This window comes from Terriglobales bacterium (genome assembly GCA_035937135.1).
GTDB lineage: Bacteria > Acidobacteriota > Terriglobia > Terriglobales > Acidobacteriaceae > DASYVL01.
Window position 1 is genome coordinate 19,306 of sequence record DASYVL010000133.1, and the last position, 15,442, is coordinate 34,747.

The window sequence follows — 15,442 nt, forward strand, 5'->3', positions numbered from 1 at the left end:
ATGCGCGGCTTCGCGCCCGCCGAACGTTTCGAGTCGGAGGTGCGGGCGCGCAAGCTGCGGGCCGCCTACGTCCTGGTGGGCGACGAAGCCTTCTTCCAGCGCCAGTGCCGCCTAGCGCTGCTCGAACATCTGGTCGCCCCCGATTGCCGCGACTTCTGCCTACATGAGCTGGACTTGGCGGAGATCTCGGTGCCCGAAGTGCTCAACCGCGCGCGCACGCCCTCACTCATGGCGCCCTTCCAGGTTTTTCTCATCCGCGGCGTGAAGACGCTCTACGGCCGCGGCTCGCACCAGGACGAGTTCACCGCCATCGAGGCCTACGTCAAGAATCCCAACCCGGACGCAGTCCTGATCTTCATCGCCGACCACATCAGCATCCTCGCCGACCCGCGGCGCATGGAGCTCACCGACAAAGAGCGCTACGAGCGCATCCGCGAGACCCTGGGTCGCTACTGCGGCGTGGTGGATCTGGCGCGGGTGGAAGAGGGCGAGGGCGCGCGCTGGATCATCGAGTTTGCCGCCGAAAAGGGCGTGAAGGTCGAGCCCGAAGCCGCGCGCGAGCTGGTGGATTCCCTCGGCGCCGACCTGATGCTCATCTCCAGCGAGCTGGAGAAACTCATGCTCTACGTGGGAGAGAAGAAGCGCATCACCCTGAGCGACGTGGAAGCGATGGTGCTGGCCGCCAAGCAGTGCTCGCTCTACGAGCTCACCGACGCCATCTCCGCCAAGGACAGGACTCGGGCGCTCGAGGTCCTGGACGCGCTGCTGGCCGCCGGCGGCGCCGACGAGGCTGCCATCGGACATCTCTACATGCTGGCCAAGACCTTCCGCCAGATGCTGGTCATCTCCGAGCGCAAGGTGCGCGATCAGCGCCAGCTCTGGCAGGCGCTGTGGCAGGGCTTCCGCGTCCCGCCCTTCGCCGCCGACGACCTCATCCGCCAGGCCCGCCGCTACTCCTCGCGGCGCGAACTGACCCGCGCCCTGCGCCTCATCGCCCGCGCCGATCTCGCTCTGCGCTCCAATCCCCCCAGCAAGCGCCTAGTGCTCGAGCAGCTGGTTCTAGAGCTGTCCGCGCCACCCAAAGCCACCGCGCCGGTTTGGCAGCAGGAAGAATTGCCGGTCTAGCTGGACTGCCGAATGACAACCGCAGAGGACGTGGAGGACGCTGAGATTTGTGCACCTATCATCCTGAGCGAGCGGCGAACGAAGCGAGCCGCGAGTCGAAGGACCCCTATCGCGGCAAGAAACGAGAGACGAGAACCTAGAAACCCTCGCTGATCAGCCGCTCCAACGTCACCGCCCCCGGAACGTCCTCGCCCTTCAGCATCTTCTCGGCGTACTTGGCCAGGATGTCCACTTCGAGGTTGAGGCCATCGCCGGGCTTGAGCGACTTGAGGTTGGTGACTTCGTAGGTGTGCGGAATGATGGCCACGGTGAGCGTGGTTCCCTCGATGCGTGCCACCGTCAGGCTGATGCCCTCGATGGCGATCGACCCTTTGAAGACCACGTACTTCGCCAACTCCGCCGGGATCTCGGCGCGCAGCCAGTAGTCCTCGCCGCCCTCGACCTTCTCGAGTGCTACGAGCTTGGCCACGCCATCCACGTGGCCCTGGACGACGTGCCCGCCCATGCTTCCGCCGAAGCGCATGGGCAATTCCAGGTTGACCTCGGTGCCCTCCGCGATGCGCGCGAACGAGGTACGCGCCACAGTCTCGGCGGCCAGGTCAGCGGTCACGGAGTCGGGCGAGACCTCGACCGCGGTCAGGCACACGCCGCTCACGCACACGCTGTCGCCCTTCTTCAGTTCCTGCGTCAACTGTGACGCCGCCACCACGATGCGCGTGGCGCGGGCGCCCTCGCCCGCGCTCTTTTCCACCCGCAGGACGCGTCCTACTTCTTCAATCAGCCCGGTGAACATAATCCTTCACTGTCATCCTGAGCGCGCGCCAAGCGCATGCGCGAGTCGAAGGACCCCTACCCATACTACTCATAGGGGTCCAGCAAATATCCCTCCACGGCAAAATCCTCGCCGAAGCGATGCAGGGTCACCGACTTCACCTTGGCGGCCTCGCTCACCCGCCGGAATCCCTCGCCGGCGGCGAAGGGCACGGAGCCGGTGCCGGCCAGGATCTTGGGAGCATAGTAGAGGAAGACCTTGTCCACGATGCCGGCGGCGAGCGCGGCCCAGTTCACCAGCGCGCCGCCTTCGCTCAAGACGCTGGTGATCTCCAACTCGCCCAGCCGTTCCACCACCTTCTGCATGTCGGGCCGGCCGGCGGGAACGATTCCCGGGGACGGGGCCGGCTTGATGGGAGCGCCGGTGCCGGTGCGCCGCCGCACCGGCATGCGGCGGACGTTCGAGGCCGTCGGCCGGCCGGCGCTGACCATGGCCACCTGCTCCACGCGCACTCCGTGGGCCTCCAGCGCCTGCTTGCGTTTTTCCTCGGCCATCGAGCACAGGATGAGCACGTCCTGGTTCGCGGTCTTGACCACGCGCGAATCCAGCGGCAGGCGCAGCCGGGAATCCAAGATCACCCGCATCAGCGGACGCCGCCGCGGACGCCCGCTGCGGTCGGTGAGCAGGGGATCATCGGCCACGATGGTGCCCACGCCCACCAGGATGGCATCCGAGGCGTGGCGCAACTCCTGCAGATGGGCGCGCGCCTCTTCGCTTGTGATCCAGCCCGCCGAAGCGTCTCCCGCGCCCGGCGCTGAGGGGCTCTCCGACTCTCCCGGCGGCGCTGCGATCTTGCCGTCCAGCGTCATCCCGGCCTTCAGCGTCACCAGTGGCGTCTTCTGCCGGATGTACTTGGCGAAGGCTTCGTTCAGCTTGCGGGCTTCGGCCTCGCCAACGCCTTCCACTACCTCGATCCCGGCGGCGCGCAGCTTCTCCAAACCCTGGCCGTTCACCAGCGGATTGGGGTCGCGCATCGCCGCGACTACGCGCTTCACGCCGGCAGCAATGACGCTTTCGGCGCAGGGCCCGGTGCGTCCCTGATGACTGCAGGGCTCGAGGTTCAGGTAGAGCATCGAGCCGCGCGCTGCCTCGCCGGCCTGCTCGAGCGCCAGGACCTCGGCGTGCTTCACGCCGTCGTAGGTGTAGCTTCCACGGCCGACGATGTTGCCGTCGCGCACCACCACCGCCCCCACGGCGGGATTCGGGGAAGTGAGGCCGACGCCCTGGCGGGCAAGGTCGAGAGCCTCGCGCATGAAGCGTTCGTCGTTGGGCGCAAAGTCCATCTTTGGATTCTCTGTGCCTCGGTGTCTCTGTGGCGGATTTCCCTACGCGAACAGCGATTCCACGAACTCGCCGGCATCGAAGGGTAGCAGGTCGCCGGGCTGCTCGCCTACGCCCACGTAGCGCACCGGCAGTCCCAGCTCCTGCGAGATGGCCACCACCACGCCGCCCTTGGCAGTGCCGTCGAGCTTGGCCAGGATGATCCCGGTGACCCCGGCCGACTGCGTGAACTGGCGCGCCTGCTGCAAGCCGTTCTGGCCGGTGGTGGCGTCCATCACCAGCAGCGTCTCGTGGGGCGCGCCGGGGACCAGCCGCCCGGCCGTGCGGCTCATCTTCTCCAGCTCAGCCATCAGGTTGGTCTTGGTATGCAGCCGGCCCGCCGTATCCACGATGACGTAGTCGGCGCCGCGCGCGCGGGCGGCCTCCAGCGCGTCGTAGAGCACGGCCGAGGGGTCGCCGCCCGGTTTGGTCTTGATGAGCTCGGCGCCGGTGCGCGTCGCCCAGATCCCCAGTTGCTCGATGGCCGCGGCGCGGAAGGTGTCCGCCGCGCACAGCAGGACGCTCTTGCCCTGGGCCCGCAGCACGTGCGCCAGCTTCCCGATGCTGGTGGTCTTGCCCGTTCCGTTCACCCCAACCACCAGGATGACCTCGGGCGGTTCCACCACCTGGCGCGGCTGCGAGTCGGCGCGGGTCAGGATGCCGAGCAGTTCCTGCTTTAGCAGGCGCTTCAACTCGGCCACGTCCTTGATCTGTTTGCGGTCCGCCTTCTCCCGAAGCTGCGCCAGCACGTGGCGCGAGGTGGCCACCCCCAGGTCGGCGGCGATGAGCGAGGACTCCAGCTCCGCGAGCGTGTTGCTGTCGATCTCCTTGCCGAGGGAGATCACATCCTCGAGGCGCCGGCTCAGGCTCTCGCGCGTCCGCTCCACCGCCTGCTTCATGCGGTCGAGGAAGCCGGACTTCTTGCTCTCGCCGCCGCCGAACAAGGTCTGGATCATTCGGGGATGGCCTTACATTCTCGGGTCGACTGCGGGGACGCTATCCGGGAGCGGGCCCGCGGCCGCCTGCTCCGCGGTGACCACGCCCGCGCGGTGCAGGCGCAGCTTGCCCTTCTCGAAGACGGAGGTGATGGCCGCCACCACGCGGGAATCGAACTTGGTGCTGGCCAGCGAGTTGATGATGCGCACCACATACTCCGGGTCCATCGCCGCCTGGTAGGGACGGTTGGTGGTCATGGCGTCGAAGGTGTCGGCCACGGTGATGACGCGGGCCATCAGCGGGATGGCGTCGCCCTTCAGCCCGTAAGGATAGCCGCGGCCGTCCAGCGATTCGTGATGCAGCTCGATGCCGGGGATCATCTCCTTCAGCATCTCCACCGGGCGCAGGATGGTGGCGCCCTTGGTGGTGTGCGTCTTCATGATCTCGAACTCGTCCGGGGTGAGCGCACCGGGCTTCTTCAGGATGCGGTCCTCGATGCCGATCTTGCCCACGTCGTGCAACTGCGCCGAGATGCGGATGCGCTCGACCTCCTCGCTCACCAGGCCCATCTCCGTCGCCAGCAGCACCGAGTATCGGGTGACGCGGTCGGAATGGCCCTTGGTGTAGGGGTCCTTCTCGTCCACCGCGCCCGCCAGCATCTGGATGGAGCTCAGGAACAGGGTGCGGTTCTCCTCCGCGGCGCGCTTCAGGTCGGCGACGAAGCGCTCCAGGTCGGTGGACATGACGTTGAAAGTTTCCGCCAGCTCGCCGATCTCGGTACGGCTCTTGAGGTGCACGCGCTGGGAGAAATCGCCCTTGGCGATGGCGCGGCTGGATTCGGTCAGCGTCTTCAGCGGCGAGGTGATCTTGCGCGATGCGAAGACGCTGATGCCTATGCTGGCTAGCACCGCGAACAGCGCCAGCAGTTGCGCTGCCCGCTGCATCTCGTTCACCGCTCGGTAGGCTTCGCGCTGCGGTTTCTGCGCAATCACCGCCCACTTCAGTGCGGGCACGAGACTGTAGGTGCCCAGCATGGCGATTTTCTCCTTGTCTTCGGTGACGTTGAATTCCTCGGTCACAATGGCCCGGGCGTTGCCGCCAGTGTTCACGAAGTCCTTCACGATTTCGAAGCGAGTCATGTCCTGGCCCGTGGCAAACTCGGGAGTGGCCCCTGCAACCAGCCGGCCCTGCCGGTCCACCACGTAGGTCACGAGCTTCAGGTCGCCGGCGCGCGCTTCCTTCAGGCGCGTGATTAGGAATTCCAAATCCACCACCACGCCAATCATCCCGATGAAGCGGCCGTTGGCCAGCACCGGCGCGCTCACCAGCATCATGGTGTGCGCTTCCTTCCCACTGTCCACAGAGAGCGGCGGGCCGTTGTAGGTGCGTCCCTCGCGGGCCGCCGTGAAGGCGCGCTCCAACTCCCGCTGCAGGAACACGTCCGGGGCGATACGCCCGGCGGAGATGCCCTTGGCCTCGGTGTTCAGCAGGGTGGCGTAAGCCAGGTCGTCGGAGGAGGTGACGAACTTCTCCAGCAGGGCGCGAAGTTCGGGCGCGCTGACCTTCTGCGCCGCGATGTCCCCCCCGCTCGCCACCTGGACGGCCGAGGAGAGGTTGCCTAGCATGGCGCGAAGGTTGTTCTGCCGCTGAGTGATGTCGTCGCTGAGTGAACCGGTGACCGTATTCTGCAACAGTTTCTCGTTGGTTTTCAGGCGCTCCCGATTGGGAGGCACCACCTGCCAGTAATAGAAGCCAAGCGACCCTACGCTCACCAGGATCAACACTCCCAGGATGAGATACACGATGGGTATGCGCGCGGGCATCATTATTATTTGGCAGCCAAGAGCGCGATTTTACCGCGAAAGCCGCGGAAGGGCCGGGAAAATCGCCCCACCCTCGATTACGAAGGGGGCAGGACCGTTGTCTTGGCCAGCCTGCCAGGGTGGTTTAGAATCGTGTGCTTCGTCGGCTGCAATCCTGGAGGATCCCATGAATCGCCGCCTCTTATCCGTTCTTCTGGCCTTGGTATGGTTCTGCCTGCCCGCCTTTGCCGCGCACCCGGTCACGCTGGACGACATCGTGAAGTACAAGGGCATTAACTCGGTCGAAATCTCCCCCGACGGCCGCCGCGCCGCCTTCGTAGTCTCCGAGTTCGACTTCGACGAGAACGTCACTCGCACCAACATCTACCTGGCAGATTCCTCGGGCAAGGGAGTGATGAAGCTGACCAATGCTCCCAAGCACGACGACACGCCGCGCTGGTCACCCGACGGCGAGTGGCTGGCCTTCCTCAGCGACCGCGAGGCCAAGCCCAAGAAGGAGGGCGAGGAAAAGCCGCGGAAGCAGATCTGGGTGATGTCGCCCGAGGGCGGGGAAGCCTGGCAGCTCACCCGCGGGACGTTCTCCGTCAGCACCTTCGAGTGGGCGACGGACGGCCGGCGCATTGCCTTCATCGCCACCGAAGGCCTCACCGACGACGAGGAGAAGAAGCGCAAGAACAAAGACGACGCCCAGCTCGTGGACCACGACATCAAGATGGGACGCATCTACCTGGCCAGCGTCCCCGAGGGCCAGTCGGAGATGCTGTACGCCGGCGCCGGCGACGTCACCGCCATCTCCTGGTCGCCGCGCAGCGACGAGATCGCCTTCGCTGAGCAGCCCACCCCCAAGGTCCCGGACGGATTTCACAGCGCGGTCCGGGTCCTCACACTCGCCGGCAAACAGGTGCGCGACCTGGCGGCCGACAGCCAACTCTCCTACCATGGTCCCAAGTGGTCGCCCGACGGGAGGCACATCGCCTATGAAGCCACCTCCCAGACTGACTGGTGGGCCAACAGCTACCTCTATCTCTCGCCCGCAGCGGGCGGAACGCCGCAAAGGCTCTCCCGCGACTTCGACGAGGAAATCCACCAGTTCGAGTGGTCGGATGACTCAAGCTCGGTGTACTTCACCGGCTCGAAGGGCGTGGACCAGTACGTCCTGCGGGTGATGCTCGACGGGAAGGTCTCGGTCGTGGACGGCCGCCCCGGACTCAGCCGCCAGATCTCCATCGCCAGCGGGAACATGGCTTGGCTGCATGAGACCTCGTCCGAACCTGTCGACGTATTCTTCGCTGCTCTGCGAGGCCCAGGGAAACTCCTCAAGGGAAACTTGAAGCTCTCGCCGCGCAAGGTCACGGCCATGAACCCCTTTGTCTCCGACCTTTCGCTGGGCAAGACCGAAGTCGTGAAGTGGAAGAACAAGACGGACGGCCAGGAGCTCGACGGCCTCCTGCTGACCCCGCCCGACTACGCCCCCGGCAAGTCCTACCCGCTGCTGCTGGTGATTCACGGCGGGCCGGCCGGCGCCTTCCAGACCTCATTCGCTTTGCGCCGCGGTGCCTACCCGGTGCAGGCCTTTGCCTCGCAGGGATACGTCGTCTTCATGCCCAACCCGCGTGGCTCGGGCGGCTACGGCGAACGCTTCCGCAAGGCCAACATAAAGGACTGGGGCTACTCCGACTATAACGACATCCAGGACGGCGTGGACGACCTGGTGGCCCGTGGCATCGCCGACAAGGACCGCCTGGGAGTGATGGGCTGGTCCTACGGCGGCTTCATGACCTCCTGGACCATCACCCAGACGCAACGCTTCAAGGCGGCTTCGGTCGGCGCCGGCGTGACCAACCTGTTCTCCATGTACGGCACCACTGACATCCCGCCCTTCCAGGAGTCCTACTTCGGCGCCCGCCCCTGGGAGGACCGCGAGCTCTACGCCAAGCACTCGGCCATGAGCTTCGTGGACAAGGTCACCACGCCGACGCTCATCCAGCACGGCACCGAAGATCGCCGCGTGCCGCTCTCCCAGGGCGAAGAGCTCTACACCGCGCTGCGCTCCCGCGGCGTTACGGTGGAGATGGTGAAGTACCCGCGCTCGCAGCACGGACTCACCGAGCCCAAGCTCATCCGCGACTCCATGATGCGGAACCTGGAATGGTTCGACCGCTACGTGATGGGCAACGCCGCCGCGGCCAAGTGGCACACGGGGAAATAGGAAGTAAAAGGGAAAAGGGAAAAGGGAAGCCTTCCTTCCTGGCCTTTTCTAGTTCTTGACTTTTTCCTTTTAACTTTTCCCTTTTCCCTTGTTTTCTCTATTCCCCCGTCGCCGGCCTGGTCATCAGCTCCCGGATCGCCTCCTGCGGCGGCTTGCCCTGGTTCAGGATGGCGTGCATCTGAGCGGTGATGGGCATCTCCACGTTCTTCCGGCTGGCGAGTTCGCGGGCAGCATTCGTGGTCAGAACTCCTTCCGCCACCATGCCGTGCATTTCGGCGAGGACGTCTGGAAGCTTGCGGCCTTTCCCCAGCTCCACACCCAGGGTGCGGTTGCGCGAGAGGCCGCCGGTGCAAGTAAGGACCAGGTCGCCCATGCCGGCCAGGCCCGCCAGGGTCTCGTGGTGCCCGCCGCAGGCCACAGCCAGGCGGGTGATTTCCGACAGCCCGCGGGTCATCAAGGCGGCGATGGTGTTGTGCCCCAGTCCCAGCCCCACGCACACCCCGGCGGCGATGGCGATGATGTTCTTGAGCGCGCCGCCCAGCTCCACGCCCACCACGTCCTCGTTGGTATAGACACGGAAGTTGGGGTCGCTGAACTCGCTCTGCACCGTCGCGCCCAGCTCCTTGTCGGTGGAGGCGATGGTGATGGCGGTGGGGTCGCCGCGCGCCGCCTCGCGCGCGAACGACGGCCCGCTCAGCGCGCCCATGCGCGGCGGAAAGCCCGCTGGTGAATACTGGATCACGTCGGTCGCCACCTCCGTCATGCGGTGAGAAGTTCCGCTTTCCAGCCCCTTGGTGGCGCTCACGAAGAGCATCTTGGGGTTCAGCGACCCGGGCATCTGTTCATAGACGCTGCGGCAATGCTGCGAGGGCACTGCCGTCACCACGATCTCCGCTCCATCCAGCGCCTGTTCCATGCGCGTGACCACCGCCACCGCCTCCGGCAAGGGAAACCCGGGGAGGAAGATCTGATTCACGCGCTGGGTGCGGATGGCCTCGGCGACCGCCTTCTCGAACGCCCACAGCCGCACCTGGTGGCGTCCGTTGCGGCTCAGCACTACGGCCAGCGCCGTTCCCCAGGAACCCGCACCGATGACGGCGATGCGGCTCATGTGCGCCTCCACTGCCAGCGCGGTTCGGAGCCGGCGAACAGGCGGCGCAGGTTCTCGTGGTGACGCGCCACCACCAGCACCGCCGTTGCGCACATCGCGCCCAGAGCCGCTGGCGAAGAGTCGGAAGAGCGGGTCAGGTAGGCCAGCACCGGGACCGCGGCCACCGCCACGGTCGAACCCAGCGCCACATAGCGGAAGGCAACCACCATCAGAAGAAAAATGGCCAGGGCTGCGAGGATGACCTTGGGTGCGAGCAGCACGAACGCGCCTGCTCCGGTGGCCACACCCTTGCCGCCACGAAACTTCAGCCAGGGAGGGAAGACGTGTCCGGCGACGGCAAGCAAGGCAGCCATCGAGGCAGCGGGCTGGGCATGACCGATCCCCTCCCAGCTGAATTGGGCAAGGACGCCCTGTTCGGCGTAGCCCAGCAGGGCTACTGCGGCCAGCACGGCCAGCGCTCCCTTGCTCGCGTCCAGGACCAGGGTCAGCAGTCCAAGTCCCGGCGCGGCGCGCGCCACATTGGTCGCTCCGATGTTCCCGCTGCCGCTCTCCCGGATGTCGTGTCCGCGGAAGGCGCGCACCAGCAGGTAGCCGAAGGGGATTGAGCCCAGCAGGTAGGCGGCGGCGGCAATGAGGACGTAAATAGCCATTCAGGACAGCGCGAAGCGCTCGATCTTCCTGTACTCGGCCCCGGCGGGAGACAGCTTGCTCTCGTACAGGAAGAACTCGCGGGCGGTCATTGTACCGAACTCGGGTTCGGGGAGAGAGGCCAGTTTCTCCTGCAGCTTCTGGAAGCGGGCGCTGGCGGCATCGCCGGGCCCGCCCTGCGGACGTCCGGAGCCGGCGCGCGCCAGGGTCAGGTGTGGAGTGTAGGGCGCCCGCTCCCGCCCCGTGGAAAACGGCGCCACAGCAGCGTCCACCGCCGACGCCAGTTGCGAGAGGTTGGGGCCCGCCTGGATCCCGATCCAGAAGACCCGGGGCGCCTTGGACGTGGGGAAAAAGCCGTATCCCTTGAAGGTAAACTCTGCCGTTTGGACGCGAATGCCACTCAGCGCGCGCTGGATCTGTTCCGCCCTATCTGGGCCGGCTTCGCCGATGAACTTCAACGTGAGGTGTAGGGACTCCGGCCGCACCCAGCGTACTTCGCTGGCGGGCGCGAAGCCGCGCACTCCGTCGAGAAAGCGCGTCAGGCGCTCGCGGATGGGCTCGTCAATGTCGATGGCAACGAATAAACGCATAATGAATGACCGAGGGCCTACATCAACTTTTTCCTCACCATATCCAACGCCTGCTGGCTGGCCTGCCAGCGGACCTTCTCCCGGTCGCCGGGGAAGGTGCGCTCGACTACTTCGGTCTTGCGGCCGTCGGCCAGAGCGTGGAAGACCAGGCCCACGGGCTTCTCGCTGCTCCCCCCGGTGGGTCCGGCGATTCCCGTGATGCCCACTCCCAGGGTCGAGCCGGTGCGCTTGCGGACTCCCTCGGCCAGGGCCACGGCCACCTCGCGACTCACCGCGCCGTGCTCGGCCAGGACCTTCGCCGGGACGTCCAGGAAGGCACTCTTGAGGTCATCAGCATAAGCCACCACGCCGCCCCGGAAGTAGCGGGAGCTGCCGCTCACCCGGGTCAGGCGCTCGGCCACCAGGCCTCCGGTGCAGGATTCGGCCACGGCAATGGTTGCGCCGCGCATCTGCAAGTAGTAGCCGGCGATCTGCTCCAAGGACTCCCCGCTGCGGGAGTACACCGCGTCCTCGAGCTCGTCTTCGAGCTTGTCCGCCAGCTCCTCCACCAGCTTCTCCGCCACCGCCTGCGAATCCGCGCGAGCCCGCAGGTGCAGCTGCACCTCTCCCGCGGCGGCCAGGATCGTCGTCTCCACCTTCTTGGCCTTGGAGTAGATGGGAGCCACCTGGGCGTCGAGCTGCGACTCCGGCATCAGCGCCACCTTGAGGACGCGGGTCGCGATGTAGAGCGGCGGCACCAGCGCGCGCAACCGTTCCATGCAGTGATTCTCGAACATGGGCATCAGCTCGTTGGGGGGGCCGGGCAGCAGGACGACGACCTGCCGCGCCTCGGCGGAGCCGCATTCCAGCCAGTGTCCCGGAGCCGTGCCGTTTGGGTTGGGCAAGGTCTCCGCGCCCTCGATGACGTCAGCCTGGCGCAGGTTGTTCTCCGGCATCTTCAGGCGGCGGCGCGCAAAGCGCGCGTAGAGCTCGCCCGACAGCGCCGGATCGCGCCGCAGTCCGCGTCCCAGCGCCGCCGCCACTGATTCCCGCGTCAGGTCGTCCTCGGTCGGCCCCAGGCCTCCTATGCAGATCACCAGGTCCGTGCGCTCGAGCGCCAGCTTCACCGCTCCCTCGATGTGTGCCCGCCGATCGCCCACGATGGTCTTGAAGGCAACCTCCACCCCCAGCTGGTTCAGCTTCTCGGTCAAGAACAGGGAATTGCTGTCCTGGCGGTAGGGAGTGAGCAGCTCGGAGCCGACGGCGATGATCTCGGCATTCATGCGCAGGCGTATTGTCTCATTGATTCCCGGAGCGGTTGAGCGCCGGCATCAGTCCAGCAGCGGCCGGCCCGCCACGTCCCAGGCCAGGTGGTGGACGGCGTTGATGGTGGCCAGGATGGCAGAGTGGCTGCGGGTGAACGCCAGCCCGATCAGGCCGTGTCCGGCGACCGCCAGCGAACCCTGCCGGTCGGGAGTGATCTTGACGATGCCGCGGCGGCCGGCCAGCGAGGCGGCCACATACAGGTTGCCTTCCGCGTCGAAGGCCAGGCCCTGCGGGCGTCCCAGGCCCCGATAAAACACTGAGACCACGCCGTGCATGTCGATGCGGTACACGGCGTCGTAGCTGGAAGTGGTGGGGCCGGTCACGAACAGGCTGCCGTCGGCGGCAAAGGCCAAGTGGTAGGCGGCCACGCTGGGCTCCAGCGTGGCAAAGACGAAGATCTGCCGGTCACGCCCGATCTTGAAGATGGTCCCGCTGCGGTCGCCCACGTACAGGTTCTCCTCGCGGTCGAAGGCCATCCCGGTAGCGATGCCCATGCCCTCGGCGTAGGTGGAGAGCGTGCCGTTCGGGGCGACGCGGTACACCGTCCCGTCGTAGCGCGAGGAAACGTACATCCGTCCCTCGCGGTCGAAGGCCATCCCGGTGGCGTTCATCAGTTCGGAAACGAAGGGCTTCACCGCGAAGTCGGAGTCGATCTTGTAGATGGAGACCGGGACCTTCTGCCCGCGCGAGCCGGAAAAGGTTACGAAGATGTTGCCCTTCGCGTCGATGGCGGGGTTGGCCACCGGGTGCAGGTTCTCGGCGATGGGCACGGCGATGTGGACGGGCTGCGGGTTGCTCTGATGGCCGTCGATGGCTACCACCACCGAGCCCGAGGTCGCGCCCTCGGGCACGCGGGTGATGAGGAAGTCGTCGGAGCTGATGACGATGGCACCGTTGACGTCGCCGAATTGCACCTGCGGGCGGCCCAGGGCGGGAGGCTTCAGCCCGCTGCCCACGATGCGGATCTCACCTCCGAAAAGCGCGGCCGCAGGCAAGAGCGCATCGATGTGCGGCTTGCCGTTGACGTTCTTGCGGCCCAACAGGCGATCTGAGATCCCCATGCGTCCCCGGCGTCCGCCCTCTCAGTCGTGCGCGGGTTCCCGCACGTTCAGGAGAGCACTCGAAAATGGATCAGAAGCTGCAGCGATAGCAGGGCCAACAGGCCCGCCGCGACGTCGTCCAGCATGATCCCCCACCCGCCCGGCAGTTCTTCCAGTTGCCGCACGGGCGGCGGCTTGACGATGTCGAAGGCTCGAAAAAGTATAAGACTCGCCAGCAGGTATTTCCAAGTGATGGGCACGAAATAGGGAAAGCCGAGCAGCGCGATCATCTGCCCCGCGACCTCGTCGATCACCACCTGCTGCGGATCTTTGCGCCCGCTCTCCCGCGCCACGATGCCCGCCGCCGGGATCCCCACCAGCGTCGCCACCAGCGCCAGCACTACCAGCACCGGCAGATGCTGCGTGGGAGCCAGCCGCATCGTCAGCACCCACCACAAGACCACCGTGATGAGCGAGGCGTGCGTGCCCGGGCCGGGGTGCAGATATCCCGTTCCGAAGAAGGTGGCGACCCACCACGCCCATGGGGTGACCTTGGAGCTGGCGGCGGCTGCGTCGCCGGTCGGTTCAGTCCGTGTCGTCATCGTAAGAAGGATGCGCCTCGTCGAGCGCCGCGGCCTCCGGCTCCGCGATGGGGCTGGAGACCACGTACTTGCCGCTTGCCCATTTGCCCAGGTCGATCAAGCGACAGCGCTCACTGCAGAACGGGAACTCGGCCGCCGTGCGCAGAACAAGCGCCTTGCAGATCGGGCACCGCAGGCTGCGCAGGCGCTTGGACATGGCTCAAACCAGTTTGGCCACCAGGTCGTAGTCGTGGGCCTCGGTGATCTGGCAGCGGTGGAACTCGCCCTCGCGCAGCTCGGAGTTTCCTCCGGCGTCGTTGACAAAGACTTTGCCGTCGATCTCCGGGGCGTGCATGGCGGTGCGGCCCTCCCAGAGCAAGTCCGTTTCCTGCGATGGCCCCTCCAGCAGCAGGTCGAACTCTCTTCCCACCAGCGCGCGCTTCTTCTTGCGGCTGATCGCCTGCTGGATGCGCATCAACTCGGCGCGGCGGTCCTCGATCTCGGCGGCTGGCACCTTCTTGCTCTCCCCGAATGCCCGCGCGCCCTCTTCGTCGGAATAGCCGAAGACGCCCATCCAGTCGAACTGGGCTGCGCGCACGAAGGCGCAAAGCTGCTCGAAGTCGCGTTCGCTCTCCCCCGGGAATCCAACGATGAACGACGTCCGCAGCGTCAGGCCGGGAACGGTCCGCCGCATCTTCTCGATGGAGCGCAGGAAGATCTCCGCCCCGGCGCCGCGCTGCATGCGCTTGAGCACCGCAGGGGAGGCGTGCTGCAGCGGGACGTCGATGTAGGAGCAGACCTTCTCGTGGGCCGCGACGGTCTCCAGCAGCCGCGCCGTGATCTTGTTGGGATAGGCGTAGAGAAACCGGATCCAGCGCAGCTCTTCGATCCCCGCCAACGCTTCCAGCAGCCGCGGCAGGCCGTCCTTTAGGCCGAAGTCCTCGCCGTAGCAGGTCGTGTCCTGCCCAATCAGCGTGATCTCCCGGACGCCCGAGCGCGCCAGCCGCTCCGCCTCCGCCACCACCGACTCGAACCTCCGCGAGCGGAACTTGCCCCGCAGTTGCGGGATGATGCAGAAGGTGCAGGGATGGTCGCAGCCCTCGGCGATCTTGATGTAGGCCGAGGAGCGCGGCGTGGCTAGAACCCGGGGTGTGTTTTCGTCGTAGAGGTAGTTGGGAAGGTCAGCGAGCGCGCCCTCCCAGGCGTCGCGCCGGAAACGCCCGCTCTGCTCCCGCGCCTCGCCCTCAGCCCGAGAGGGAAGCACTACAAAAGGACTGTGTGGCACAGCCGTCCTCGGCTGTGCGATTCCTGCGGCTTTCAGAATGTCTTCCAGCTCACCCGTGCCCACCACCGCATCTACTTCCGGGATGTTCTTCTGGATCTCGTTGCGATAGCGCTCCACCAGGCATCCGGCAACGATGAGCTTTTTCACGCGTCCATGTGTCTTGTGCGCGGCCATCTCCAGGATGGCATTCACCGACTCCTGCTTGGCGGTTTCGATGAACGAGCATGTGTTCACGACGATGACGTCTGCATCTTCTGCGCGCGTGGTGATCTCGGCTCCGCCCGCAGCCAAGAGGCCCATCATCACCTCGCTGTCGACCAGGTTCTTGGGACAGCCCAGAGAAACGAAGCCCACCCGCACGGGTTTCGTCGTGCGGCGGCTCTCGGCCGCGGAGCTCCCGCGAGGTTCTGCCGTGATTTCGTCAACTGGCATGGAATCTATCGATTCTAGCATCCGACCACTGAGGACCGTTGGCGGGCTAGCGCCCGGAGCGAATCGACTCGTACAGCTCAGGAAGTTGCTGGGCGTCTTCCGCCGAATCGCCGAATCTTGCGCGCTCGTAGCGCAAGATGAAGGCCTCGACCGAGCGGCGCACCTGCGGATCGTCGATGGTGATCAGGAACTCTTCCGGGGTCTG

Annotated in this window: 14 protein-coding genes; 2 read left to right on the forward strand and 12 right to left on the reverse strand. The window is 66.1% G+C overall.

Translation table 11 applies throughout. The annotated features are described in order from the left end of the window. Positions 1–1,125 (forward strand): DNA polymerase III subunit delta, encoded by a 1,125-nt coding sequence (gene holA, locus VGQ94_08050; protein ID HEV2022469.1) that lies wholly within the window; start codon positions 1–3, stop codon positions 1,123–1,125. 136 nt (positions 1,126–1,261) lie between these two features. On the opposite strand, the gene VGQ94_08055 is transcribed toward holA, so the two are convergent. The 4 genes from VGQ94_08055 to VGQ94_08070 form a co-directional block, all read right to left on the reverse strand. Next, positions 1,262–1,918, reverse strand: a complete 657-nt coding sequence (locus VGQ94_08055) for a riboflavin synthase (GenBank protein HEV2022470.1) — start codon at positions 1,916–1,918, stop codon at positions 1,262–1,264. A gap of 65 nt (positions 1,919–1,983) precedes the next feature. Beyond that, entirely contained in the window at positions 1,984–3,240 is a 1,257-nt protein-coding gene (gene ribD / locus VGQ94_08060) for a bifunctional diaminohydroxyphosphoribosylaminopyrimidine deaminase/5-amino-6-(5-phosphoribosylamino)uracil reductase RibD (GenBank protein ID HEV2022471.1), read from the reverse strand. Positions 3,241–3,282: 42 nt separating this feature from the next. After that, a complete protein-coding gene (gene ftsY / locus VGQ94_08065; GenBank protein HEV2022472.1) occupies positions 3,283–4,233 on the reverse strand; it encodes a signal recognition particle-docking protein FtsY in 951 nt (316 codons plus the stop codon). A 12-nt stretch (positions 4,234–4,245) separates the two neighbouring features. Then, positions 4,246–6,036, reverse strand: a complete 1,791-nt coding sequence (locus VGQ94_08070; protein ID HEV2022473.1) for an HD domain-containing phosphohydrolase — start codon at positions 6,034–6,036, stop codon at positions 4,246–4,248. Positions 6,037–6,202: 166 nt separating this feature from the next. Here VGQ94_08070 and VGQ94_08075 point away from each other — a divergent pair, with 166 nt between their 5' ends. Further along, positions 6,203–8,245, forward strand: coding sequence for a S9 family peptidase (locus tag VGQ94_08075; GenBank protein HEV2022474.1), 2,043 nt, complete (start codon positions 6,203–6,205; stop codon positions 8,243–8,245). Between the two features lie 97 nt (positions 8,246–8,342). Here VGQ94_08075 and VGQ94_08080 read toward each other — a convergent pair whose 3' ends face one another. From VGQ94_08080 to rimO, 8 genes are read right to left on the reverse strand one after another with little or no spacing between them, the layout of a single operon-like run. After that, positions 8,343–9,356, reverse strand: coding sequence for an NAD(P)H-dependent glycerol-3-phosphate dehydrogenase (locus VGQ94_08080; GenBank protein ID HEV2022475.1), 1,014 nt, complete (start codon positions 9,354–9,356; stop codon positions 8,343–8,345). Then, on the reverse strand, positions 9,353–10,006 hold the full coding sequence (gene plsY / locus VGQ94_08085; protein HEV2022476.1) for a glycerol-3-phosphate 1-O-acyltransferase PlsY: 654 nt from the start codon (positions 10,004–10,006) through the stop codon (positions 9,353–9,355). The genes VGQ94_08080 and plsY overlap by 4 nt, the downstream gene beginning before the upstream one ends. Then, positions 10,007–10,594 carry an RNA 2',3'-cyclic phosphodiesterase gene (thpR, locus tag VGQ94_08090; protein HEV2022477.1) on the reverse strand — a complete coding sequence of 196 codons (588 nt, stop codon included), beginning with the start codon at positions 10,592–10,594 and terminating at the stop codon, positions 10,007–10,009. A 17-nt stretch (positions 10,595–10,611) separates the two neighbouring features. Then, a complete protein-coding gene (locus VGQ94_08095; GenBank protein ID HEV2022478.1) occupies positions 10,612–11,856 on the reverse strand; it encodes a competence/damage-inducible protein A in 1,245 nt (414 codons plus the stop codon). 48 nt (positions 11,857–11,904) lie between these two features. Next, positions 11,905–12,960: a gluconolaconase gene (locus VGQ94_08100; protein ID HEV2022479.1), complete on the reverse strand. Its 1,056-nt coding sequence runs from the start codon at positions 12,958–12,960 to the stop codon at positions 11,905–11,907. 47 nt (positions 12,961–13,007) lie between these two features. Then, positions 13,008–13,541, reverse strand: a complete 534-nt coding sequence (locus tag VGQ94_08105; GenBank protein HEV2022480.1) for a phosphatidylglycerophosphatase A — start codon at positions 13,539–13,541, stop codon at positions 13,008–13,010. Then, on the reverse strand, positions 13,525–13,737 hold the full coding sequence (gene yacG, locus VGQ94_08110) for a DNA gyrase inhibitor YacG (GenBank protein ID HEV2022481.1): 213 nt from the start codon (positions 13,735–13,737) through the stop codon (positions 13,525–13,527). The genes VGQ94_08105 and yacG overlap by 17 nt, the downstream gene beginning before the upstream one ends. A 3-nt stretch (positions 13,738–13,740) precedes the next feature. Next, positions 13,741–15,237, reverse strand: a complete 1,497-nt coding sequence (gene rimO, locus VGQ94_08115; GenBank protein ID HEV2022482.1) for a 30S ribosomal protein S12 methylthiotransferase RimO — start codon at positions 15,235–15,237, stop codon at positions 13,741–13,743. Positions 15,238–15,442 lie beyond the last annotated feature (205 nt).

Coding starts and splice junctions, on each gene's coding strand:
- holA (HEV2022469.1), top strand. CDS start 1: ATGCGCGGCTTCGCGCCCGCCGAACGTTTCGAGTCGGAGGTGCGGGCG.
- VGQ94_08055 (HEV2022470.1), bottom strand. CDS start 1,918: ATGTTCACCGGGCTGATTGAAGAAGTAGGACGCGTCCTGCGGGTGGAA.
- ribD (HEV2022471.1), bottom strand. CDS start 3,240: ATGGACTTTGCGCCCAACGACGAACGCTTCATGCGCGAGGCTCTCGAC.
- ftsY (HEV2022472.1), bottom strand. CDS start 4,233: ATGATCCAGACCTTGTTCGGCGGCGGCGAGAGCAAGAAGTCCGGCTTC.
- VGQ94_08070 (HEV2022473.1), bottom strand. CDS start 6,036: ATGCCCGCGCGCATACCCATCGTGTATCTCATCCTGGGAGTGTTGATC.
- VGQ94_08075 (HEV2022474.1), top strand. CDS start 6,203: ATGAATCGCCGCCTCTTATCCGTTCTTCTGGCCTTGGTATGGTTCTGC.
- VGQ94_08080 (HEV2022475.1), bottom strand. CDS start 9,356: ATGAGCCGCATCGCCGTCATCGGTGCGGGTTCCTGGGGAACGGCGCTG.
- plsY (HEV2022476.1), bottom strand. CDS start 10,006: ATGGCTATTTACGTCCTCATTGCCGCCGCCGCCTACCTGCTGGGCTCA.
- thpR (HEV2022477.1), bottom strand. CDS start 10,594: ATGCGTTTATTCGTTGCCATCGACATTGACGAGCCCATCCGCGAGCGC.
- VGQ94_08095 (HEV2022478.1), bottom strand. CDS start 11,856: ATGAATGCCGAGATCATCGCCGTCGGCTCCGAGCTGCTCACTCCCTAC.
- VGQ94_08100 (HEV2022479.1), bottom strand. CDS start 12,960: ATGGGGATCTCAGATCGCCTGTTGGGCCGCAAGAACGTCAACGGCAAG.
- VGQ94_08105 (HEV2022480.1), bottom strand. CDS start 13,541: ATGACGACACGGACTGAACCGACCGGCGACGCAGCCGCCGCCAGCTCC.
- yacG (HEV2022481.1), bottom strand. CDS start 13,737: ATGTCCAAGCGCCTGCGCAGCCTGCGGTGCCCGATCTGCAAGGCGCTT.
- rimO (HEV2022482.1), bottom strand. CDS start 15,237: ATGCCAGTTGACGAAATCACGGCAGAACCTCGCGGGAGCTCCGCGGCC.